The sequence below is a fragment of the Streptomyces sp. NPDC045956 genome, assembly GCF_056430705.1.
In genome coordinates, this window is the sequence record NZ_JBWKKZ010000007.1 from 345,780 (window position 1) to 368,136 (window position 22,357).

Genomic DNA, 22,357 nt, shown 5'->3' on the forward strand with positions numbered 1-22,357 from the left:
AAGCCCAAGGAAAGGGGGACGAGGGGGAAAAACCCCCCTGCCCCCTCCCCGCCCTGGCCCCCACCACCGGGGGGGGGAAACCTGAAGTTTCCCCCCCCCCGCGGCGTCGTTTCACAGGCGTTGTTTCACGTGAAACCGTCGCTCAGCGGCCGTAGCGGCGTTCACGGAGGGAGTAGGAACGCAGGGCGCGCAGGAAGTCGATCTCACGGAAGTCCGGCCAGTAGGTCTCACAGAAGTGGACCTCGGCGTAGGCGGACTGCCAGAGCAGGAATCCGGAGAGGCGCTGTTCGCCGGACGTACGGATGATGAGGTCGGACTCGGACCGCGTCTTGGAGTACAGGTGCTTGGAGATGTGCTCCATGGTGAAGGTCTCGATGAACTCGTCGATGTCCCCGCCCTGGGAACTGTGCTCGGTCAGGGCGGACCGTACGGCGTCGACGATCTCCCGACGGCCTCCGTAGCCCACGGCGACGTCTACCTTGGTGCCGCCCTTGCGGTCCTGGGTCGCGGCGGTGGCGGTCTTCAGGCGGCTCGCGGACTCCGCGGGCAGCAGGTCCAGCGCACCCACCGCTTCGACGGGCCAGGGGTTCCCCGGCGCGGCCAGCCGCTCGACGACTTCCGCGATGATGTCGATGAGCGGGTTCAGCTGGTCCTCGGGCCGGTGGAGGTTGTCGTCGGAGAGCATGAACAGGGTGACGTGCTCGATCTGCGCGGAGTCGCACCAGCGCAGGAAGTCCAGCACCTTGGCCCCGCCGGCCCGGTAACCCTCACGCGGGTCGTCTATGCCCGACATCTTGGCCCAGCGGCGGTTCCCGTCGAGCATGATGCCGATGTGCTGGGGGCGTGGGCGTCCCTCCAACTCCCTGACCAGGCGCTTCATGTAGAGCTTGTCGAGAGCGGCCCGTACCTTCGCCCGCATGGTTACCCCTTCCACCTCGTCGGCAGCGACCGGACGGCTCCGACGGCGATGAGCCACGTGGCACCGCCCCGCAGGGGTGTGGCGCTGGTGCCCTGTGGGGTGACGATATCAAGAGCAGACCGCGCCTCCCCGGTGCCGAGCGGCGTCCGTTCGTGGGCTCCCGCGCGGGGAGCCGCGGGGAGCGGTCGGTCGTTCATCCCGATCAACTGGCCTTCTTCATTGAGTCGTTGTACGGCGGACACGATGCGTGACGGGACGGCCGCGCCACCGGCTGCTCGGTGGCGGCGCCGCGACCGCGCCGGGGCGGCTGCCGTGGCCGCCCCAGGGCTGCGCCGTGGATGCGAAGAGCCCGTCCTGACTTGCGTTTCCGCAGGTCGGACGGGCTCTTGAGGTGTGGAGCCTAGGGGAGTCGAACCCCTGACATCTGCCATGCAAAGACAGCGCTCTACCAACTGAGCTAAGGCCCCGTAGGAGGCTTCCGGCCGGAGGAACCACATACCGGCAGGCGCCGCAGACAAGAGTACCGGGTCGCCCCCCGTATCTCACAAATGATGGGGACTCCCGGGGAACAACCACGCTCCGTAAGATGCTCGGCGTGGTTCGCTGGAGCGAACTGCGGTTCTTGGGGAAGCGATGGGGAGACGCAATGGACGCCGCACAGCAGGAAGCCACCGCAAGAGCGCGGGAACTGCAGCGGAACTGGTACGGGGAGCCGCTGGGGGCGCTCTTCCGTAGGCTCATCGACGATCTTGGTCTCAACCAGGCCCGTCTCGCGGGGGTGCTGGGGCTGTCCGCGCCGATGCTGTCGCAGCTCATGAGCGGCCAGCGGGCGAAGATCGGCAATCCCGCGGTGGTCCAGCGGGTACAGCTGCTGCAGGAGCTGGCGGGTCAGGTCGCGGACGGCAGCGTGAGCGCGGCCGAGGCCACGGAGCGCATGGACGAGATCAAGAAGTCGCAGGGGGGCTCGGTGCTGAGCAACACCACGCACACGACGAACAGTTCGGGCGCTCCCACGGTCAAGCGCGTGGTGCGCGAGATCCAGTCGCTGCTGCGTTCGGTGGCGGCGGCCGGGGACATCATCGACGCGGCGGACGCGCTCTCCCCCACCCACCCGGAGCTGGCGGAGTTCCTCCGGGTGTACGGCGCCGGCCGCACCTCGGACGCGGTGGCGCACTACCAGTCCCACCAGAACTGATCGCGGGCCCGGCTGCCGAGGGGGCGGTGGCCGGGCGCCGAAGTGGCGCCAGGGGAGGAGCGACGCACGGTCATGGGTGAGGTCTTCGCCGGACGGTACGAGCTGGTCGACCCGATCGGTCGCGGCGGGGTCGGTGCCGTCTGGCGTGCCTGGGACCATCGCCGCCGACGCTACGTGGCCGCCAAGGTGCTCCAGCAGCGGGACGCGCACGCCCTGCTGCGGTTCGTACGCGAGCAGGCCCTGCGTATCGATCACCCCCATGTCCTCGCGCCCGCCAGCTGGGCCGCCGACGACGACCAGGTCCTGTTCACCATGGACCTGGTCACGGGGGGATCCCTCGTCCACCTGGTCGGGGACTACGGTCCGCTGCCGACCGGGTTCGTGTGCACCCTGCTCGACCAGCTCCTGGCGGGACTGGCGGCGGTCCACGGAGAGGGCGTCGTGCACCGGGACATCAAGCCCGCCAACCTGCTGCTGGAGGCCACCGGAACGGGCCGGCCCCGGTTGCGGCTCTCCGACTTCGGGATCGCGATGCGGCTGGGGGAGCCCCGGCTGACGGAGACGAACCTCGTGGTGGGGACGCCCGGTTACCTCGCGCCGGAGCAGCTGATGGGGGCGGAGCCGGACTTCCCCGCCGACCTGTTCGCCGTGGGCCTGGTCGCCCTGTACCTGCTGGAGGGGGCCAAGCCGGACGCCAAGGCGCTGGTGCAGTATTTCGCCGAGCACGGGACGCCGCCCGCGCCGCAGGGCATCCCCGAGCCGCTGTGGCAGGTCGTCGCGACGCTGGTCCAGCCGGACCCGGAGGCGAGGTTCCGCACGGCGACCGGCGCGCGCAAGGCGTTGGCCTCCGCCGCGGAGCTGCTGCCGGAACCCGGGCCCGACGACGAGCTGATCGAGATCTTCGACCAAGTCGGGCCGCTGCCAACGGGGTTCGGCCTCGCCGGGCCACTCGTACGGGCGTCCGGCGTGGACACCACCCCGACGGACCCACGGCGGATCTCCGCCCCGGCCCGGGCGACGGCCCCGGCCGGCACCCCCTCGCCCCCGGGCCACACCATGTCGTCCCCGGGCCGGCCACCGGCACCGGCGAACGGCACCCCACCCACCCTCGACCGGCCACCGGCACCCCCGAACGGCACGCCACCGCTGCCGGAGCACGCGCCGACGGGCTCGGCGCCGACGGGCACCGACGCCGCCCCGGGCCGCACTCCGCCCGTCCCGGCGGAAAGCCCCCTCACCCCCGGTCTGTCGCCCCCCGCCCCCGGCGATGCGCCGTCGGCATCCTCCGGTGGGGCCGCGCGGCCCGCCGCCATGTCGGAGACCGGCAGTTTCCGCCTGCCGCCCCCGCAGGCGACCGTCACCTCCCCGTCGCCACCCGCCCCCAGGCCCCAGCCGCCCCACTCTCCCCTCCACCCCCAGCCCCCGGCACCGCCGTCGGCCGCTCACGACGGGCCGCGGTACGGGGCCGCCGCGTACCCGCCACCTCCCGCGTCGGCCAGGACGCCGTCCGCGCCGCAGCGCACCGACTCGCCGACCGCGTCGTACACCGCCCGGACCCCGCAGGGGCCCCCTCCCGCGCAGCACCGCGCGCGTCGTCGGCGGCGGCGCCGGCCCGGGCCTCCGGCCAGGGTCGCGGTCCCGCTCCTGCTTCTCGCGCTGGCCTGCTACGCCGTGGGCTTCTGGGCGCTGAGCCGCCTCTGAGGACGGGGGTCCGCTAGGCCCTGCGCCGGGCCACCGCCGTCCACACGCCCAGGCCGACGAGCAGCAGACTGCCGGTGCCGATCCCGCCCGCGGCGACCGCCTGCATGGCGCGGTCGTCGCCGTCCGCGGCCCCGCCTTCCACGGTCCCGTCCTCCGGGGCTGCCACCCGGTCCTGGGCCGAGACCTCGAAGACGCCCTTGGGCCGGGACTCCCCCGTGTACTGCGGCCCGGCCCGCCCCGCCCCGCTGAGCCGCACCCGCAGGGTCAGCCCGAAGGGACCCTCGCCGAAGTCGTCGGCGACCTGCGCCGCGAGGTGCACCACGAGGTAGTACGCGCCGGCGAAGCGCATTCCGGCGACCTGCCCGTCGGCGGAGTACCGGTTGGCGTGGTCCACCGGAGGCAGCGGAGCGAGACCGACGGTCGTCGGGCGGCCGGCGTACCCCTTGGCGGCGTCGTCGACCTCGCCGCGCACCGGGTTGTGCAGGGCCAGGTGCAGGGCGCCGGTGGCGTAGCCGGAAGTGTCGCCGGAGCCGTCGAGTTCGGCGGTCGCGTGCACGCGGCGGCCCCAGTCGACCGGCACCTCGTAGAAGAGGGTCTGTCCCGGTCGGATGTCGTCGCGCCACACTCCCTGCCCGACCGGGGTGGCGTGGGCGAACCCCCGGCCGGCCGGACGGCGTTGCGGCTCACCGGCGAGGGGCTCGGGTGTGGCGGAGTCCCAGGGCGCGGGTGTGGTGGGCGTGTCGGCCGCCGCGGGGCGCGGTTCGGTGACGGCGGCCAGTTCCAGGTCCCAGGCCCGGGGCGGGGAGTCCTGGGGCCTGGTCCGCTCGACGGTGACCCAGTAGGTGCCGGACTCCTGGCAGCGGGTCGCGCCGGGGGTGATCTCGCGCCTGCTCCAGGCGGTGACCGGGCGGGGACTGTGGGCGGCGCCGAAGGTGGCGGTGTCGGTGGAGCAGGAGTTGCCCTCGGCGTCCCGCAGCCGGACGCGGATGCCGTCCACGGCCGTGACCTCCCCGGCCGAGCCGGGTACGGCGGTGACGGATATGTAGGTGTCGGAGGAGGCGTCGAGTTCGACGCGGTAGAAGAGGACACCGTTTCTCGGCAGGGAGCTGCGGTACGTGGCGCCGGGCTCCAGCGCGGCGGCGTCCGCGGTGCCGTTCGCGCCCTCGATCCGCCGGGCGTCCCCGGCGAAGGCGTAGTCGGCGGGCGCGTCGGCCGCGAGGGCCGGACCACCGAGCAGGGCGGCGGTCGTGGCCAGTACGGCGGTCAGGGCGCCCGACCGCACCGGTCCCGGCACCCGACGCACGGCCGGTGGCACATGGCGCCGGGCCCTCCCCGACCCGGCACGGCGCCGCGCCGTACACCACCGTCCCACCATCCGCCACCCCTCGTGCTCACCGGCACCGCCGCCGCCGTCCGGACCGGACCCCGGCCCATCCTGCCGCGCGACCCCCTGCCTCCGCGCCCCCGCACGGAATCCGGGCAACACAAAACCCCGACCGCAGGGCGGCCGGGGTCTGCTCAGAACCGGATGTCGGTCGTACTCACGAACCCGTGGGCACGGAGTCAGTCGCCTCCGTCCACAGATCCTGCTCGGCGCGATCCGCCTGGATCTGGCGGTACACGAGGAGCCCGCCGATGGCGGCCAGTGCGACCAGGAGAAGCTTCTTCACCGCGCGACCTCGTCTTTCCTTGACGTAGGGGACCTCTGGCGCCCGACTATACACACCGGCCGATACCGATCGGTGACCTGTGCCGACGGCCAACTTCCCACCCCCGGGGCCCTATACGGACGGACGAAACCGTTCCGATCGGAGGGTGATCACACCTCCACGGAGGGTGACTATTTGCCCCCATCCCTCCCGTCTGGGGACCTTTTCCGACCCCTTGCGGCCATCCGGGTGGTGTTCATCTGAACATCGCCGCGCCACGTGTGGAGGTCCACCACTTCGCGGTCCGCGTACACATCATGAGGAAAGTACGCAAATCGCCCAACCCGAAAGTGAGGGGTTATGGCCCGGAACAAGGTCATGACGCTGTGGACCACCATCGTCACCGCCTTCCTCGCGCTGTGCACGGCGCTCGGACTCATCACGACGACCGCCTCGGCGGCCGTACCGCAGACCCGAACGCACAGCAACAGCGAGAGCGCCTCCCCCGAGGCGGCCCCCGCGGCGGCGGCCCCCTGGTCCGGGTCACGTACCGGCTCCCTGCCCCCCACGATGAAACAGCGCATCCGCGCCGAGGCCCACGGCAAGGCGCCCAGCTGCCGCCACCGTCCGCTCGGCGACGCCGCCTCGGCCACCGGCCTCCTGTGCGACGACGACACGGCCGAGTCCCCGGCCCAGCACACCGCACCCCTCCAGCGCTGAGCGCCCCCGCGCGCGCCCGGACCCCGGCGCGCCCCCGACACCGACGTCACGGCGATCTGCGTACAGCACCGCACGCGAGAAACGGCCCGGCCGCTCGACAGAGCAGCCGGGCCGCCGCCGTGTGCGGGGGCGCCGCGGTCGTCGCTCCCCGGCGCGAGGGCGGCTCCACTGGTCGCTCCCCGGCGCGAGGACCGCTCCACTCGTCGCCCCCCGGGGCGAGGACCGCTCCACTCGTCGCCCCCCGGCGCGAGGACCGCTCCACTCGTCGCCCCCCGGCGCGGATGCGGCCGCGGCCGCCTTCCCGGTGCGCCGGGCCCCTTCCCGTCGGCGCACCCGGGGAGCCGTAGCCTGTAGCCGCATCGGGACCCAGCCCGACGACGGAGAGGTGGTGAGGGCCGGCGTGAGCAGGCACGTCGTCATCGTCACGGCCGTCCACGGCCCCTCGGCCCCCTTCCTCTCCGAGGCCCACGCGTCCCTGTGCGCACAGGAGTTGCCCGCCGGATGGGACTGGCGCTGGGTCATCCAGGAGGACGGGCGCACGGACGACGTACGGCCCCACGTGCCCGACGACCCGCGCGTCGTCTTCCGGCAGGGACGGCCGGGACGCCAGGGCGGCCCCGGAGTCGCCCGCACCCTCGCCCTGTCCCACGCGGACGGCGAGTACGTGAAGATCCTGGACGCCGACGACCAGCTCACCCCTGGCTCCCTGGCCCGGGACCTGGCCGCTCTGGAGGCCGACCCGTCCCTCGGGTGGGCCACCTCCCGGGCCCTGGACCTGCTGCCGGACGGCTCGACGGCCGGTTTCCCGGGGGATCCGGAGCACGGGCCGATCGAGCCCGGCGCGGTGCTCGACCACTGGAAAGCGAACGACTTCCGCTCCCAGGTCCACCCGGCGACCCTCCTGGTACGGCGCGACCTGCTGCTCGCGCTCGGCGGCTGGATGGCCCTGCCCGCGTCGGAGGACACCGGCCTGCTGCTGGCGCTCAACTGCGTCAGCAGGGGCTGGTTCTCCACCGAGGTCGGCCTCCTCTACCGCAAGTGGCAGGGACAGGTCACCGGTCAGGCGTCCCACGTGGATCCCGCCGAGCGGGCTGCCCGGATGGCGGTCGTGGAGGCCAGGGCGCTGGCGCTGGCCTCCTCCGGATGGAGCTTCCCGCCGGGAGCCGGCGGCCCGCGCGAGCGTCCCTGAACCGCGCGGAGAGGTGAACGGACCGGTGGTTCAGGGGAGCGTCTCGGCGTCCACCCGCGAGAAGATCAGGTCGCTCTCCCCGGTCACGGGCCCGCGCAGACGGACCGGCACGCCGGGCGCACCGCTCAGGGCCGAGGGGTAGCTGCCGGGCGCGTAGTCGTTGGCCATCCGGTACACGTGGAAACCCGCGTCGCGCATCACCGCCAGCAGTTCCTCGATGGAGTCCCCGAGCCGTGCCATCCGCTCGGGCGTCACCTCGACGCCGATCTCCGCGTCGGGTCGCAGGGCACCGAGCATGGGCACCATCCCGCGGACGACGCTCCCCTCCGCGCCCTCGACGTCGATCTTGATCACCCGGGCGTGCGCGATCTCGGCCGGGTCGAGGAGTTCCGGCAGCGGCCGGGCCTCGATCGCGAAGGTCGACTCCGCCGGGCCGTCGTAGGGGACGATGCTGTTCGCGCCCATGTTGCGCGAGCTGGCGAGCACGAAGGTCAGCGTCCGACGGCTGTCCGACACGGCGGCGTTGACCGCGCGGATGTTCCCGCGGCCGTTGAGCCGGCCGTGCCGCACCAGCCGGTGGTGGAAGTCGGGGGAGGCCTCGATCGCGACCACCCGGCCCTCGTCGCCGACGAGTCGGGCGGCCAGGACGCTGAACACCCCGATGTTGGCCCCCACGTCGACGAAGGTGTCCCCCGGCCGCAGCCGGCGCCGCAGCCAGGCCGTCATGTGCGGCTCCCAGACGCCGAACAGGTACAGGTACCGCTGGATGAGGTCCTGGGTGTCCACGGCGAACAGGTCGCCGGAACGGACCCTGACGACCCGTCGGCGCGGGTGGTCGCGCAGCCGGGGGTTCAGCCAGCGGGCGGCGAGCGCCGCCTTGCCCCATTCTCCGGGCGCGCCGCGCACGTAGCGGCTGCCGAGGGTCACCAGAGCCTCCGGCGCGCGCATCCCCGGTCCTCCCGCGCTCCTCAGTCCGTCCCCGTCACGGTGATCGCGGCGGCCGGGCACCCCTCGGCCGCCTCCCGCACCCGCGGCGCGTCGACGTCGTGCTCACGGCCCGGTATCACGGCACCCAACCCGTCCACCTGGGTGAAGACGGTCGGGGCCCGGTGCACGCAGTCTCCGGAGCCGTAGCACTGCTCGGGGTCGACGGAGATCCTCATACGTACTCCAGCGGCGGTCGGCGGCGGAACCTTCAGCACGTGCCTGCCCGCGGACCGGCGCCCTGAACCCGCGACGCGCGCACCCGCGTTGAACCGGCCGGCCCCGCGCGCGTGACCGCGGCCGCCTGCGGTGCGTCCGACCGTGCCCGCCTGCGGTGCGGCCGGCCGTGCCCGCCTGCGGTGCGGGCGACCGTGCCCGCCTGCGGTGCGTCCGACCGTGCCCGCCTGCGGTGCGGCCGGCCGTGCCTGCCTGCGGTGCGTCGACGCGTCGGTGCGTGAGGCGGCGCCCGGCGGTTCACGGTCGAGGCCCGGCACGTGATCCGCCGCCCCGCCCGCACGGCAGCCGTCCACAGGCAGCCGTCCACAGGGAGCCGTCCACAGGGGACCGGCCGCCGCCCGTCACGGTCCCCGGCGCCCGCCGGCATGATCGGGCACCGGTCCCTCCCCTCGTGGGGACCGGTGCCGGACCATGCCGGCGGCGTGCTGCGCGGATTGGACCGGGACGGGGCCGGGCAGACGAAAGCCGACCGAAGCTGACCGAGAACATGCGGCCGCACCGGATGGCTCTCCGGGCGCTGGGCCGCTGACCTGTCCGGGCGCCGGGCGGCCGCCTCGCCACTGCGACGCGATCCTGCCAGTCGAGGCCGCCGCAGAGGAGGCCGTGGTGCCGCAACGATGACGTAACCGCAGGTCAGACATATAGAGTGAGTTTTCCGGTCCGGATGTCCAAGTGCGGAGGAAGTGAGGAGTGAACGCCTTGGGTTTCGACTCAGGGGCACGCACGGCCTTCGCCGAACGTCTCGCACTGCTGTACTCGGAGGCCGGCAACCCTCCCCTCAAACGCGTCTCCGAAGCGGTCGTCCGGCTCCAGCGGGTCGACGAACGCGGGCGCCCCGTACGGGTGTCCGCGCAGCGGATCAGCGACTGGCGGCGGGCCAGGAACGTACCGGCCCAGTTCCCCGCCCTCGCGGCGGTCCTGCACGTCCTCATACCCCAGGCACGGCGCGCACGGCCGGTGCCGGTCTCCGCCGGCCTGTACGACCTGGCCCAGTGGCAGCGCCTGTGGGAGCGGGCGGTGGCCGACCCGACCGGCGAACGCCCGGCGCCGTCCGATCCGGACGAGGAGCACCCGGCGGCCGACACCGGCACCGCCCCGGGCGGGGTCTGCCCCTACCGCGGGCTGGCCGCCTACCGGCAGGAGGACGCCGGCTGGTTCTTCGGTCGGGAGCGGAGCACGCACGCCCTCGTCACCCAGCTCCGCGCCACCGAGGCCACGGGCGGCCTGGTCATGCTCGTGGGCGCCTCGGGCGCGGGGAAGTCCTCGCTGCTGAACGCCGGACTGGTGCCCGCCGTGCGCGACGGCGCGCTGGACGGGGGGACCGGCCCACGCAGGGAGGTGCTCCAGCTCGTCCCGGGTGGTGATCCGCTCGGTGAGCTGACCCGCCGGATACCCGGGCTCGCGTCCGTCGTGGCCGCGACGGAGGAGGCCTCGGCACAGGGCGCGGCAGTGCGCCGCACCGCACCGGACCGGCCGGCCCGGGCCCCGGCCGCACACGGGCCGCCGCCCGGCACCCCGGAGTTCGCGCGGGCGGCACGGGAGGCCGTCTCGGTGTGGGCCCGCGACAGCGCGTCGTCGCCGTCCGCGCGTCCGGTCGTCATCGTGGACCAGTTCGAGGAGATCTTCACCCTCTGCGCCGAGGAGTCGGACCGGCGCCTCTTCGTCCAGCTCCTCCAGGCCGCCTGCACCCCCGGCGGCCCCGAGGACCCGGCACCCGTGCTCGTGGCCCTCGGCGTGCGCGCCGACTTCTACGAGCAGTGCCTGCGCTACCCCGAACTGGCCGACGCGCTCCAGCACCGGCACATGGTGCTCGGGCCGCTGACCACCACGGAGCTGCGCGAGGCGGTGACCGGCCCGGCCAAGGCCGTGGGCATGGAACTCGAACCCGGACTGGCGGAACTGATCGTCCGTGAGGTCAGCAGCGACAGCCCTCGCGGCGCCCACGACGCGGGCGTCCTGCCGCTGCTCTCCCACGCCCTGCTCGCGACCTGGCAGCGGCGCAAGGCGGGCCGGCTGACCCTGGCCGGCTACCGCGCGGCCGGCGGCATCCAGGGAGCGGTGGCGGCGACCGCCGAGCGGGCCTGGTCCGGCCTGGACCCGGCCGCACGCACGGCCGCGCGACTGCTCCTGCTGCGACTGGTCCGGGTGAGCGAGGACACCCAGGCCACCCGCAGGCGGGGCACGCGGCGCCGGCTCGCCCAGGAGTCCAGGGACCCCGGCAAGACCGAGGAGTCGCTCGAAGCGCTGGTCCGGGCCCGGCTGGTGACCCTCGACGCGGAGACCGTGGAGATCACCCACGAGGCGCTGCTGCACGCCTGGCCCAGGCTGCGCGACTGGATCGACGAGGGCCGGGCCGACAACCTGCTGCGCCAGCGGCTGGAGGAGGACGGCCGGGCCTGGGAGGAGTCGGAGCGGGACTCCTCCCTGCTCTACCGCGGCTCCCGCCTGGAGCAGGCCCGCGGCTGGGCGGAGTCGGCGGGCGACACCTTCCTCACCCGGAGCGCCGTGGAGTTCCTGGCCGCGGCGGTCAGGCTGCGCCGGCGCGGCGTCCTGATCAGCCGCGCCGCGGTGGCGTCGCTGGTCGTCCTGGCGCTGCTCGCGGTCGGCTCCGCCGTGATCGCCTGGCAGCAGCGCAACGACGCGGTCTTCGGCCAGGTGGTCGCCGAGGCGGACCAGGTCCAGTACACGGACCCCTCGCTGTCGGCCCAGCTCGACCTGGCGGCGCACCGCCTGCGGCCGGACGACGAGAACGTGCGGAACCGGTTGATCTCGATCGTGAACGCGCCGCTGGCCACACCGCTCCTCGGCCACACCGGCGCCGTCTACCTCACCTCCTTCAGCCCCGACGGCCGGCTCCTGGCGACGGCCAGCTACGACCGGACCGTACGGCTGTGGGACGTGTCGGACGCCGCTCGCCCCGAACCGCTGGGCGCTCCCCTCACCGGCCACACCAGCTGGGTGAGCGCCTCGGTGTTCAGCCCGGACGGGCGCACCCTGGCCAGCGCCTCGGACGACGGCAGCATCCGGCTGTGGGACGTGAGCGACCCCGGCCGCCCGCGCCCGCTCGGCGCCCCCGTACCCGGCCGCGGCGGCACCGTCTACCTGCTCGCCTTCGGACCGGACGGACACACCCTGGCCTCCGCCCACGACGACCACACCGTCCGCCTGTGGGACGTGGCCGACCCGGACCGCCCCGAGAAGCTCGGTACGCTGACCGGCCCCGCCGCGGCGGTGCGCTCGGTGGCGTTCAGCCCCGACGGACGCACCCTGGCGGCCGGTGGCGACGACGACACCGTCCGGCTCTGGGACGTGGCCGACCCGCGCGCGGCCGTACCGGTCGGCCGGCCCCTGACCGGCCACACCGACCTGGTGCACTCCGTCGCCTTCAGCCCCGACGGACGCACCCTGGCCAGCGGCAGCGCGGACGACACCGTCCGGCTCTGGAACGTGGCCGACCCCCGCGACGCCACCCGCATCGGCTCCCCCCTGACCGGCCACACCGGGCCCGTCTGGTCGGTGGCCTTCAGCCCCGACGGGGACACGCTCGCCTCGAGCAGCGCGGACAGCACGGCGCGCCTGTGGAACGTCAGCGACCCGGCCCACCCCTCGCAGGTCGGCGTGCCCCTGTCGGGAAGCAGCGGCGAGATGTACGCCCTGGGCTTCAGTCCGGACGGCCGCACGCTCGCCACCGGCAGCGGCGACAGCAAGGTCCGGCTCTGGTCCATCCCGACGTCGGACGTGACCGGCCGCACCGGGGCGTTCCGCCCGGACGGCCACGTGCTGGCCACGGCGGCGCGCGACGGGCGGGTCCGGCTGTGGAACGTGTCGGACCCCGGCCGGCCCAGGTCCCTGGGGGCCCCCTTCCGTCCCGCGGAGGGTGACGTGCGGTCGCTGGTGTTCTCCCCGGACGGTGGCACCCTCGCGGTGCTGACGGGCAGCCGCGCGATGCAGCTGTGGGACGTCTCCGACACCGCCCGGCCCACCGCGCACGGCCCACCCGTGGCACTGCGCACGCGCTACGCCGGTCCCGACACCCTGGCCTTCGCCCCGGACGGCGACATGCTGGCCACGGCCTACGACGACCGCACGATCCAGTTGTGGGACACGGCCGACCCGTCCCGCCCCCGCCCGCTCGGCAAGCCGCTCGCCGGCCACACGGGGTACGTCAACACCCTCACCTTCAGCCCGGACGGGCGGACCCTCGCCAGCGGCGGCGCCGACGACACCGTCCGCTTCTGGGACGTCGGCGACCCCGCGCACGCCGCCCGCCCCGGCTCCCCGCGCACGGGCCACCTCGGTCCCGTCAACGTCCTGGCCTACAGTCCCGACGGCCGTACGCTGGCCAGCGGCAGCGACGACGGCACGGTCCGGCTCTGGAACACCACCGACCCCTCCGGCGCGCCCCGGCCCGACTCCACCCTCTCCGGCCACACCGACTCGGTGGTGTCACTGACGTTCAGCAAGGACGGCGACACCCTGGTCAGCGGCGCCAACGACAACACCGTCCGGCTCTGGGACGTCGGCACGCCCGCCGAGGCCGCCCCCATCGGGGAGTCGATGAGCCCCAACGCCCAGACGGGCACCTTCCTGGCCTTCAGCCCCCTGAGCCACATGCTCGGCATCTCCAGCGGCACGGACACCGTACGGCTGTGGAACCTGGACGTGGACGACGCCATCGACCGCATCTGCTCCTCCACCCGGGGCGTACTCACCGAGGAGAAGTGGCACGAACACCTGCCACGCCTCTCCTACGAGCAACCGTGCGACCACTGAACGCCCCCGTCCCCCGGCCGCCCCCCTGCATGCCGAAGGCCCCCAGCCGTATCGACTGGGGGCCTTCATGCTGGTGGGGCTAACAGGATTTGAACCTGTGGCCTCATCCTTATCAGGTCGATCGGGGCACCCGAGCAAACTCGATGTTCAGCTGTTCGACCACTAGACACTGGCCGCTGCCGTGCGCCCCGATCCGCGTCCGTACGCGGCTGTTGGTGTCAGCCGTTGATGTCAGGCGCCTGAGCGGGCTTGACACGAGGCTGCGGAAGGTGTCCAGCAACCGTCTGAACGATGAGCAAAGCGATCACCGCGATCACTAGCCAAGTGGCTTGTCGCAGAACGCCGGTCATCGTGTCACCGTTGATCACACATGCCAGCCCAACAGCCAACGAGAGCATGATTTTCTTGCGGCTGTCAGTCCCTCGTGCGAGAGTTGCAAGCAGGTGGGTGTCAAGCACCGACAGTCCACCGAGACCCGGGATGGGCATAGTCCTCCTCGGTTATCAGAAGGGCGCGCCCGGATCCTCTACCAAAGGCGGGCGCGTCCTTCGGTGTTGTTGCTCTAACGGTATGGCACGGCTCCGACAGTAGGTGCCGTTCGCCATCAAGTCTCCTTGTCGAACAGGGCGCACCGCCCATCACTAACTCGGGCAGACTCAAGCGAAGTTGAGCACGCGCACGCTAGCTCGCTGACCAGCAAGAACGCAGCCGCTTATCACACGCCACTGACAATCGACGTGTGCACCGCGTGCGATAACCTCATGTCACATCGGACTTTATTGGGCAAACCCCTTGTAAATAGAGTGACTAAGGTCACTCAATTCACGGCCTTCGCAGGCTGTGCCTTACCGGCTCCCACCACTTCCCCCAGCTCCCATCCCGTACGCCGTCGACCCACACACCGTGGAGCAGGCGTGGTTCAGGGGCGTCAAGGTGGAGCGCGCCACTGTACGAACGACCTTGACGCCCCTGGGCCGCGCCTGCTCGGCTCTGCCTGGGTCGATGGTGTACGGGATGGGAGCACCCCACGCACGCCCCAACGTGCCCGCGGTCGGCAACGGCGCCCCCTCCATCCCGGTGCCGGCCGATCCCCCGCCGGAGGCATCGTCTTTGACCGTCGCACGCTATGCGGTCTCTACCCTCGGGCCGTTGCTTCGCTGCGGCCCCATGGGCCGGCCCCGGCGCCGAAGGCGCAGAGGGGTCGGCCCAAGGGGGCCTGCCCGCGCCTCGCGCGGGCCCTTGATGAGGTAGAGAAACCTGTAACAGCTCTGTTCAGGCGCTCGGAGAGACGTAGCACACGGCAGGGATGGCCTCGCCATTGCCGAAGTGATGGATGGTCTCGCCGATCTTTCGCCAGCCGAGGCGTTCGTACAGGCGGATAGCGGATGCGTCCTTCACCATGACATCGAGGACTAGGCGAAGTCCGTGGTCGCGAGCGTGGGCTACAGCGGCCTCCATGAGCTGTCGGCCGACGGCTTTCTTCCTTGCCGAATGCACCACAAACAGACGTGCCAGCACGCCGACGTGGTCCATGTCGTCGCCACTCTGCTTGACCCAAAGGTCTGCGGCTGCTTCCCCCTGCGGTTTCATCACCGCCACGTGTCCGACGATCCGCCCACCGTTCTCCGCGATCCATGCCGCCAAGACGTCTTCAGACTTGATCCACGCCTCGGGGTCGTCGACACCCTCCACCGGGTAGCCATCCGTCTCGTGAACCTCGACTAGCGCCTCTGCGGCGCCCGTCAGGTCGTCGTCGGCGAACGGACGAACGATTACGGATTCCAAGATCAGTCCTCCTGCTCGACAGGGAGTTCGTAGAGCAATCCGGTCTGGTCGGCGCGATGGACATACCGCGACACCTCGAAGGGGATGTCGTTCTGATCCAGGCTGGTGTGCAGGACTTCGAGCACCGGTACCCCTGGCAACAGCTCCAGGACCGCGGCCTCCTCCGGGGTCGGCATTCGAGCGCTGATTTCGTCCCGAACGCGCGTCATAACGTGCCCAAGCTCTTCGAGCCGCCCGTAGATGCCGTCCTTGCCGGTCTTGGGCTGCATGAGCAAGGTCCCCTGCGCCTCGTCCCACCGCAGATACGTGGAAACAATCTGCACTGGCTCATCATCGGCGAAGTAGTGGTTCTCCCGGTGGACCACGCTGTCGGCGTCGGTCGCCACCCCCAGGCGGTCGGCCACGTCCGCCGGCGGCTTCTCCCTCGCGATGGACGGGACCTCGATCCGCGCCACTTTGCCCTGCCGCTTCGCCTCTAGGCGGAACGGAGTCAGCCCCGTCTCCCGGTTCTTGAGCGAGTAGCGGTCACTGCCGAAGCGGAACAGCCGTTGCGGCGTCCGGACAAACACACCGCTGCCGTGCTTGGCAGTGACAAGTCCTTGCTCCGCCAGCAGGCGCACAGCCTCACGTGCGGTGTTGCGTGCCGCACCGTACTGATCGGCGAGCTTCCTCTCGGACGGCAGCTTGGCGCCGCTGCGGAGTGCTCCGGTCTCGATCTGGCGGCGTAGGTCATCGGCGATGCGCCTGCTCGGGGGCTGTTGGGCCGAGGCGCCGGACGGGGTCATGCGACCACTTTAGCAACTGGCTCAAGCCAGATGCTTGACCCTCTTCGGCCCGTGTGGTCAACTGGCTTAAGCCAGTAAGTGGCTCAAGCCAGTTGGGCGCACAGTAGATGCGCGCCCTCCGACTTAGGGAGTGACGCATGCCGTCCTTCAAGATCGACCTCTCGACCGCCATCGTGTTCGTGGCGACCGCGCCGGAGCCGAAGATGGCCAACAAGAAGACCGGTGAGCGGGCCGTGGACCGGGACACCGGTGCGGGCCTGTCGACCGTGGGCCTGCTCGTCTCCGACGAGGGAGAGGGCAACCTCTACCAGGTCACCATCCCCGAGACCGGCTACCCCGAGGGTCTGGCCCCGGGTATGCCGGTGCGGGTGGTCGGCCTCAAGGCCCGTGACTGGGAGAACGAGTTCAACGGCCAGAAGCGCCACGGGATCTCGTTCCGCGCGGTCGCGATCACTGCGGCGGCCTGACCATGAGCGACCTGACGCTGTTACTGGAGGCCACGGGCGCCCTGGCCGGTGCCGGCGGTCTCGGCTACGCCAAGCACCGGGCGCCGCGCGTGTACTGGTCGACGGTGGGCCTGCCGCTCACCTGGGGCCGGTTCACCTTCTCCTACCGGTCCACGATGGAGGTGTGCGGCCTGACGGTGCAGCCGTCCGGGCTGCGGGCGTTCATGACCCGCAACCTGGCCCGCCGCGAAGTCCGGCCCGTGCCGCCGAAAGTCCGCCGCGTGCGCCCCTCCTCGACCGGGCTGCGCATCACCCTGCGCCTCCCGGCCGGCCTGGAGCCCGCCGACGTCGCCGCCTCCTGTGAGCGGCTGCGCCACGCCTTCGGCGTCCAGTCGGTCACCGTGTCCGAGACCCGGCCCGGCTATGTGGAACTGCGGATGACGGGCTACGACGTCCTTCGCCGGGTCCGCCTCCCGCGCTCCGCACAGCCCCGTGGTCTCACGGTTCCGGTGGCCCTGCGGGAGGACGGGACGGTGTTCGAGCGGGACTACCGGGCGGTTCCCATGGCGCTGACACTCGGCGCGAACCAGTCCGGCAAGTCCGTCTACCAGCGCAACCTGATCAAAGGCCTCGCGAAGCTGCCGGTCGGTCTGGTCGGCATCGACTGTAAGCGCGGTGTCGAGCAGAGTCGCTACGCGCCTCGCCTGTCCGCGCTGGCGACGGACCCGGACATGGCCGGGCGGCTGATAGACGCGCTGGTCCTGGAGATGGGGGAGCGCTTCGATCTCCTCGCGCTCTACGGGGTCTCGGACGTGTGGGACCTGCCGGCCAAGCTGCGTCCGGTGCCGCTGGTCGTCCTGATCGATGAGGTGGCAGAGCTGTTCTTCGTCACCTCGAAGAAGGACGAGGCGGCCCGGGACCGGACGGTCATGCAGCTCGTGCGCCTCGGGCAGATGGCGCGCGCGGTCGGCATCTACCTGGAGGTCTGCGGGCAGCGCTTCGGCTCCGACCTCGGCAGGGGTGCCACCGCCCTGCGGGCCCAGCTCACCGGGCGTGTGGTGCACCGCGTCAACGACAAGCAGACCGCCGAAATGGGCCTGGGCGACATCGCGCCGGACGCGGTGATGGCGGCGACGTCGATCCGGGCTGATCGTCCCGGTGTCGCGGTGGCCGGTGACACCTCCGGTGGCTGGTCCCGCATCCGTACCCCCGAGACCACGCCGGCCGAAGCAGCCGCCGTGTGCCGGGACTTCGCCCACCTGACCCCGGATCTGCCCTTCCTGGCCCCGTTCCGGCCCCCGGCCCGGCAGGTGGTGCCGCCGATGCCCACCACACCCCCGCTCGTCACCCCGCAGACCTGACCCCCGAAGGGGGATCGCTCATGGCTCCGCGTCGCAAGCCCGCCAAGCCCACGACCGTACCGTGTCCGCCCTGCAAGGGCACGGGTGAGGTCTCCCGACCCGTCCGCGTCGGACGCCAGCGCAGGACGGTCGGCCAGCAAACCGGCATGTGCCTGAACTGCTTCGGCGCCGGCGAGATCCCCGCCGACGACTAACCCCAGAGGGGAGGTGAAGAGCCCGTGTTCCGCTCGATCCGCATCGACGCCGTACTCATCCAAGCCGTGATCGCCGGGGCTCTGTCCTTCGCCCACCTGCACGACCTTGCCGAAGCGGCCGGACAGACCGGCTGGAAAGCCTGGGCCTACCCGGTCTCCGTCGACCTGCTCTTGGTCGCGGTGTGGCGACGGCTGCGCACCGAACGCTCGAAACTGGCCTGGTTCTGGTTCCTGGTCGCCCTGGTCGCCTCCCTCGGCGCGAACATCGCCACCGCTGGACTCCTCGACCTCGACCACGTTCCGGCCTGGCTGCGCATCCTCGTCGCCGGCTGGCCCGCCCTGGCCTTCCTCGGCGGCACCCTCCTCGCCCACACCCCCACCGGCCCGACCCCCGCACCAGATCCGGAGCCTGCGCCCCGGCCCGCATCGATCGTCTCCGCGGCGCCCGAACCGACCCCGGAGCCGCTTGCCGCCCCGGAGATCCCGACGCCGGAGCCTGCCCCGGCACTGCCTCAAGCCCCGGCTCCAGCTCCCGCGGTGCCGCCGGCGCTGGTCGATCACGCCCGGAAGGTCGCTACCGAGCACCGCACCCGCACCGGATCGGACATCGACACGGACACCCTGCGTGCTCGCCTCGGCGTCCCGGAAGACCTCGCCGGCGCGATCGTCGCCCAACTCGCCTGAAAGGAGGTGACCCGCGTGCGCCCGAACCGCTTCTACGACGTGATCCGAATCGGCCCGGTCCAGGTCGGCACGTTCAACAACGGCCGCGGTCAGACCAAGCACTCTGCCGCCTGTACCGCCCCGAAGTGCGGCTTCTCCACCGAGCACCGTGACCGCTCGGCGGCCGAACTCGCCGCCCGCACCCACCGCTGCACCTGAAAGGAGGCACGCCATGCAGTTGCCCGAGGACCAGATCCGCGCCGGACACATCCCCGCCGACCTCTACCGGCAGATCCCGACCGGCACCGACATGCGACGCGTCGTGATCGTCCAACAGGCCCCCCGCTCCTACAAGGGCCCGATCGTCCTGACGCTCGTCGTCCTCACGGGGTCGGTCGCGGTGCTGCTGGTGGTCGCCTTCGTCGTCCAGGTCCTCGCTGGCGCCGCCGTTGCGGTCCTGTCGGCCACGGGCGGCCTCACGTACACGATCAACCGCACGTCCAAGCACAAGACCCGCAAGCGCACGTAGCACCGGCCGGGGCGGCCTCAACCGCCAAGTAGCTGCCGCCCCGGACGGCTCGCCCATCCAGATCCAACGGACCCGAAAGGGAAGCCTCATCATGCCCCAGCACGCCTCGAACACGCGCGTCTGCCGCGACTGCGACGGCTTCGCCACCGCCGCCATCACCACCGGCGCCCGCCACGCCGACGGCTCCCGCGCCACCCTCCGGATCACCTGCCCGGCCTGCAAGGGCACCGGCCACACCGCCCCCGCGGCCCTCGCCCGGACGGGTCGGTGATCGCCGTGGCTCTCCTCGACTGGCGCTCTGCCAAGCACTTCGACTCCAGCGGGGACAAGCCGTGCGTCCTCTGCGACAAGCCGACCCCGCTGCGCTCCGACCGCGGCAAGCCCGTGCACAAGGTCTGCGCCGAGGACTGGATCGACCGCCACACCGTGACGGAGGACGACGCGTGACGAACGCCCCCGCCGCGGCGGGCCTGGACCCGGCCACCCTCGCCGACGTGCTGAGGCTGGCCGGGTCCACCGGCTTCGACCGCATCCAGGACCAGATCCGCCGCACCGGCGGCTGCTCCGACCCCATCCACCTCCAGGGCTCGACCGTCACCCGCGAAGCCACCACGGGCAAGGTGCTGCACTCCTACTCGACCGACACCGAGCCCGGCGGCCGGCTCCGCCTCGCCTGCGGCAACCGACGGGCCTCCCGCTGCCCCGCCTGCGCCTGGACCTACGCCGGCGACACCTACCACCTCATCCGCGCCGGCCTCGTCGGCGACCCCGCCAAAGGCACCCCCGAGACGATCCGAGACCACCCGCGGGTGTTCGCCACCCTCACCGCCCCCTCCTTCGGCCCAGTCCACAACCGGCCCGGCAACCGGCCCTGCCGCTGCGGCACCCGTCACACCGAGGACGCCCCCGAGCTTGGGACCCCGCTCGACCCCGACACCTACGACTACGCCGGCGCGGTGCTGTGGAATAACCACGCCTCCGAGCTGTGGCGCTACTTCACGATCTACCTGCGCCGTGAGATCGCCAAGCGCGCCGGCCTCACCCAGAAAGCTGCGAAGGAGCAGTCCCGGGTGTCCTTCGGGAAGGTCGCCGAGTACCAGAAGCGCGGCGCCGTGCACTTCCATGCCGTGATCCGCTTCGACGGACCCGGCGGCCCGGACGACCCTCCGCCGGCGTGGGCCACCCTCGACCTGCTCACCGACGCGATCCATGCCGCTGCCGCCCGCGTGGAAGTCGACGTAGACCCCGCCGGGGACCAGCCCGCCCGCACCCTGCGCTGGGGCACACAGCTCGACGTGCGCCCCATCCGGGCCTTCGGCGAGGGTCAGGAGATCACCGAACAGGCGGTCGCCTCCTACGTCGCCAAGTACGCCACGAAAGCGGCCGAGACCACCGGCACCGTTGACCGCCGCATCGGCAACAAGGAGGCGCTCGTCCTGCTCGGCGTGCCCGACCACCCGGCCCGGCTCATCGCCGCGTGCCTCGACCTCCACGCGCTCTACCCGGACCGCAAGCTCCGCGACTGGGCCCACATGCTCGGCTTCCGCGGCCACTTCTCCACCAAGTCCCGCCGCTACTCCACCACCCTCGGCGAACTACGCCAGACCCGCGCCGACTACCGCGCAGCCCAGCAACGCGCCGCCCTCGGCCTGCCCGACCCCGACGACGAGGAAGCCACCACGCTCACCCTCGCCCACTGGACCTACGCCGGCCACGGCCACACCCCCGGCGAATCCTGGCTCGCCGCCAACATTCGCCGCGACATCCAGCACAACCGCGAAACCGCCCGCGAGGAACTACCCGCCCTGCTCGACCTGGAAGGAGCCGCTACATGACCACCGCTGTCCCGGAACTGCTGACCGTGCCCGAGGTCATGGCGCGGCTTAAGGTGGGCCGGACCAAGGTCTACGACCTGATTCGCACCCACCGCCTCGTGTCCATCAAGGTCGACGGGTGCCGTCGTATCCCCGACCACGCGGTCCGCGACTTCATCGCCGGCCAGATCGGGGAGGCTGCCTGATGGCGAAGCGTCGGCCCAACGGTGGCGGCACAATCACGAAGCGGTCCGATGGCCGGTACCAGGGTGCCGCGTACGTGACCGACACGGACGGCAACCGTGTGCGGAAGTACGTGTACGGCCGGACGTGGGACGAAGCGAACGAGAAGCTGGGCAAGCTCCAGGACCAGGAACGCAACGGCATCCCCGTGCCCTCCCGCTCCTGGACGCTCGGGGAGTGGCTGGCGTACTGGCTGGAGCACATCGTCGCTCCGGAGCGCGAGCACAACACGTACGTGAAGTACGAGTCCAAGGTGCGGCTGTATCTGCTGCCCCATCTCGGCAGGAAACCGCTGGTCAAGCTCACCCCGGCGCAGATCCGCGTCTTCATGGCGGCCCTGACCCAGGAAAAGGTCGGCGCCTCGGCCCGCTTCGAGGTCCTGCGGGTTCTCCGCAACGCCCTCAACCGGGCCATGCGCGAGGAGCTGATCACGCGGAACGTCGCGCTTCTCGTCGACATGCCCAAGGTCAGCAAGGACAGGGGTACGGCGTGGAACGCCCGGGAGGCTATCGCGTTCCTGCGCTCGGTCCGTGCCCACCGGCTCTACGCGGCCTGCGTCCTCGTCCTGGTCCTGGGGCTCCGCCGTAGTGAAGTGCTTGGGCTGCGCTGGCAGGACATCGACTTCGAGGCCGGCCGCTTCACCCCGGTCAAGCAGGTGCAGCGCGTCAAGGGCGTCGGCCTGGTCCTCAAGGACCTCAAGACGGAGTCCTCACAGGCCGTGCTCCCGCTCCCCGAGTTCTGCGCCCGAGTCCTGGATGAGCGCCGGGAGCTGCAAGCGCTGGAAGGGAAGATCGCCGGTGAGCACTGGTCGCAGGAGCCGGATCATGACCTGATCTTCTCCTCGGAGCACGGCGGCATGATCGACCCGGTGGGCTTCTCCCGCACCTTCGATCGGCTCGTCAAGCGCGCCGGCGTCCGCCGGATCACGGTCCGCCTGGCCCGCCACACCTGCGGGACGCTGCTGGCCTTCCTGAAGGTCCACCCCAAGGTCGCTCAGGCGATCCTCCGGCACAGCCAGATCAGCATGACCATGGATGTGTACACGCACGTCGTGGGCGACAGTGAGCGCGAAGCGGTGGGCATGCTGGCCGAGCTTCTGGAAGATCCACTCATCGGCTGATGTCAGCCGTGGATGTCAAAGACCCCCAGCCGGTACCGACTGGGGGTCTT

At 71.9% G+C, this 22,357-nt stretch carries 24 protein-coding genes and 1 tRNA gene; 16 read left to right on the forward strand and 9 right to left on the reverse strand.

All coding sequences use genetic code 11. From position 1 onward, the window contains the following. Positions 1-142 precede the first annotated feature (142 nt). Entirely contained in the window at positions 143-919 is a 777-nt protein-coding gene (locus AC07FV_RS20790; RefSeq protein WP_383642537.1) for an isoprenyl transferase, read from the reverse strand. A 394-nt stretch (positions 920-1,313) separates the two neighbouring features. Next, positions 1,314-1,386, reverse strand: a tRNA-Ala gene (locus AC07FV_RS20795). Between the two features lie 179 nt (positions 1,387-1,565). Between AC07FV_RS20795 and AC07FV_RS20800 the strand changes: the two genes are divergently transcribed. Then, the gene (locus tag AC07FV_RS20800) at positions 1,566-2,114 is read left to right on the forward strand and encodes a helix-turn-helix domain-containing protein (protein WP_383642540.1); all 549 of its coding nucleotides are present in this window, start codon (positions 1,566-1,568) and stop codon (positions 2,112-2,114) included. A 72-nt stretch (positions 2,115-2,186) separates the two neighbouring features. Next, entirely contained in the window at positions 2,187-3,815 is a 1,629-nt protein-coding gene (locus tag AC07FV_RS20805) for a serine/threonine-protein kinase (protein ID WP_479088847.1), read from the forward strand. Between the two features lie 13 nt (positions 3,816-3,828). Here the strand turns inward: AC07FV_RS20805 and AC07FV_RS20810 are convergent, their stop codons facing one another. Together AC07FV_RS20810 and AC07FV_RS20815 are read right to left on the reverse strand one after the other, a co-directional pair. Next, on the reverse strand, positions 3,829-5,190 hold the full coding sequence (locus AC07FV_RS20810) for a hypothetical protein (protein WP_479088848.1): 1,362 nt from the start codon (positions 5,188-5,190) through the stop codon (positions 3,829-3,831). A 166-nt stretch (positions 5,191-5,356) separates the two neighbouring features. Beyond that, on the reverse strand, positions 5,357-5,485 hold the full coding sequence (locus tag AC07FV_RS20815) for a DLW-39 family protein (protein WP_003999697.1): 129 nt from the start codon (positions 5,483-5,485) through the stop codon (positions 5,357-5,359). Positions 5,486-5,824: 339 nt separating this feature from the next. Between AC07FV_RS20815 and AC07FV_RS20820 the strand changes: the two genes are divergently transcribed. Further along, positions 5,825-6,184 (forward strand): DUF6344 domain-containing protein, encoded by a 360-nt coding sequence (locus tag AC07FV_RS20820; protein ID WP_479088849.1) that lies wholly within the window; start codon positions 5,825-5,827, stop codon positions 6,182-6,184. Positions 6,185-6,584: 400 nt separating this feature from the next. Next, positions 6,585-7,373 (forward strand): glycosyltransferase family 2 protein, encoded by a 789-nt coding sequence (locus tag AC07FV_RS20825; protein WP_479088850.1) that lies wholly within the window; start codon positions 6,585-6,587, stop codon positions 7,371-7,373. Positions 7,374-7,403: 30 nt separating this feature from the next. Here AC07FV_RS20825 and AC07FV_RS20830 read toward each other — a convergent pair whose 3' ends face one another. Both AC07FV_RS20830 and AC07FV_RS20835 read right to left on the reverse strand, forming a co-directional pair. Beyond that, positions 7,404-8,321, reverse strand: coding sequence for an FkbM family methyltransferase (locus tag AC07FV_RS20830; protein ID WP_479088851.1), 918 nt, complete (start codon positions 8,319-8,321; stop codon positions 7,404-7,406). Between the two features lie 20 nt (positions 8,322-8,341). Further along, positions 8,342-8,536 carry a ferredoxin gene (locus AC07FV_RS20835; RefSeq protein ID WP_479088852.1) on the reverse strand — a complete coding sequence of 65 codons (195 nt, stop codon included), beginning with the start codon at positions 8,534-8,536 and terminating at the stop codon, positions 8,342-8,344. A 748-nt stretch (positions 8,537-9,284) separates the two neighbouring features. Here AC07FV_RS20835 and AC07FV_RS20840 point away from each other — a divergent pair. Beyond that, positions 9,285-13,367, forward strand: a complete 4,083-nt coding sequence (locus tag AC07FV_RS20840; protein ID WP_479088853.1) for an nSTAND1 domain-containing NTPase — start codon at positions 9,285-9,287, stop codon at positions 13,365-13,367. Positions 13,368-13,585: 218 nt separating this feature from the next. On the opposite strand, the gene AC07FV_RS20845 is transcribed toward AC07FV_RS20840, so the two are convergent. The 3 genes from AC07FV_RS20845 to AC07FV_RS20855 all read right to left on the reverse strand — a co-directional run bounded on the left by AC07FV_RS20845 (position 13,586) and on the right by AC07FV_RS20855 (position 15,937). After that, on the reverse strand, positions 13,586-13,825 hold the full coding sequence (locus AC07FV_RS20845; RefSeq protein ID WP_479088854.1) for a hypothetical protein: 240 nt from the start codon (positions 13,823-13,825) through the stop codon (positions 13,586-13,588). A gap of 814 nt (positions 13,826-14,639) precedes the next feature. Beyond that, a complete protein-coding gene (locus tag AC07FV_RS20850) occupies positions 14,640-15,152 on the reverse strand; it encodes an N-acetyltransferase family protein (RefSeq protein WP_479088855.1) in 513 nt (170 codons plus the stop codon). 2 nt (positions 15,153-15,154) lie between these two features. Next, positions 15,155-15,937 carry a GntR family transcriptional regulator gene (locus AC07FV_RS20855; RefSeq protein WP_479088856.1) on the reverse strand — a complete coding sequence of 261 codons (783 nt, stop codon included), beginning with the start codon at positions 15,935-15,937 and terminating at the stop codon, positions 15,155-15,157. A 137-nt stretch (positions 15,938-16,074) separates the two neighbouring features. Between AC07FV_RS20855 and AC07FV_RS20860 the strand changes: the two genes are divergently transcribed. From AC07FV_RS20860 to AC07FV_RS20910, 11 genes are all read left to right on the forward strand, one after another. Next, positions 16,075-16,404, forward strand: a complete 330-nt coding sequence (locus AC07FV_RS20860; RefSeq protein WP_479018486.1) for an SCO3933 family regulatory protein — start codon at positions 16,075-16,077, stop codon at positions 16,402-16,404. Positions 16,405-16,406: 2 nt separating this feature from the next. Further along, a complete protein-coding gene (locus tag AC07FV_RS20865) occupies positions 16,407-17,744 on the forward strand; it encodes an FtsK/SpoIIIE domain-containing protein (RefSeq protein WP_479088857.1) in 1,338 nt (445 codons plus the stop codon). 20 nt (positions 17,745-17,764) lie between these two features. Beyond that, the gene (locus AC07FV_RS20870; RefSeq protein WP_479088858.1) at positions 17,765-17,938 is read left to right on the forward strand and encodes a hypothetical protein; all 174 of its coding nucleotides are present in this window, start codon (positions 17,765-17,767) and stop codon (positions 17,936-17,938) included. 24 nt (positions 17,939-17,962) lie between these two features. Then, positions 17,963-18,622, forward strand: a complete 660-nt coding sequence (locus tag AC07FV_RS20875) for a DUF2637 domain-containing protein (RefSeq protein ID WP_479088859.1) — start codon at positions 17,963-17,965, stop codon at positions 18,620-18,622. Between the two features lie 15 nt (positions 18,623-18,637). After that, positions 18,638-18,820 carry a mobile element transfer protein gene (locus tag AC07FV_RS20880; protein ID WP_479088860.1) on the forward strand — a complete coding sequence of 61 codons (183 nt, stop codon included), beginning with the start codon at positions 18,638-18,640 and terminating at the stop codon, positions 18,818-18,820. Positions 18,821-18,833: 13 nt separating this feature from the next. Continuing rightward, entirely contained in the window at positions 18,834-19,130 is a 297-nt protein-coding gene (locus AC07FV_RS20885; protein WP_479088861.1) for a hypothetical protein, read from the forward strand. A 91-nt stretch (positions 19,131-19,221) separates the two neighbouring features. Then, the gene (locus AC07FV_RS20890) at positions 19,222-19,401 is read left to right on the forward strand and encodes a hypothetical protein (protein ID WP_479088862.1); all 180 of its coding nucleotides are present in this window, start codon (positions 19,222-19,224) and stop codon (positions 19,399-19,401) included. 5 nt (positions 19,402-19,406) lie between these two features. Beyond that, a complete protein-coding gene (locus tag AC07FV_RS20895; protein WP_479088863.1) occupies positions 19,407-19,577 on the forward strand; it encodes a hypothetical protein in 171 nt (56 codons plus the stop codon). Beyond that, positions 19,574-20,965, forward strand: coding sequence for a replication initiator protein RepSA (gene repSA, locus AC07FV_RS20900; protein ID WP_479088864.1), 1,392 nt, complete (start codon positions 19,574-19,576; stop codon positions 20,963-20,965). Before AC07FV_RS20895 ends, repSA begins: the two co-directional genes overlap by 4 nt. After that, the gene (locus AC07FV_RS20905) at positions 20,962-21,150 is read left to right on the forward strand and encodes a helix-turn-helix domain-containing protein (protein ID WP_365700156.1); all 189 of its coding nucleotides are present in this window, start codon (positions 20,962-20,964) and stop codon (positions 21,148-21,150) included. The genes repSA and AC07FV_RS20905 overlap by 4 nt, the downstream gene beginning before the upstream one ends. Then, a complete protein-coding gene (locus tag AC07FV_RS20910) occupies positions 21,150-22,307 on the forward strand; it encodes a tyrosine-type recombinase/integrase (protein WP_479088865.1) in 1,158 nt (385 codons plus the stop codon). Before AC07FV_RS20905 ends, AC07FV_RS20910 begins: the two co-directional genes overlap by 1 nt. The last annotated feature ends 50 nt before the right edge of the window (positions 22,308-22,357 follow it).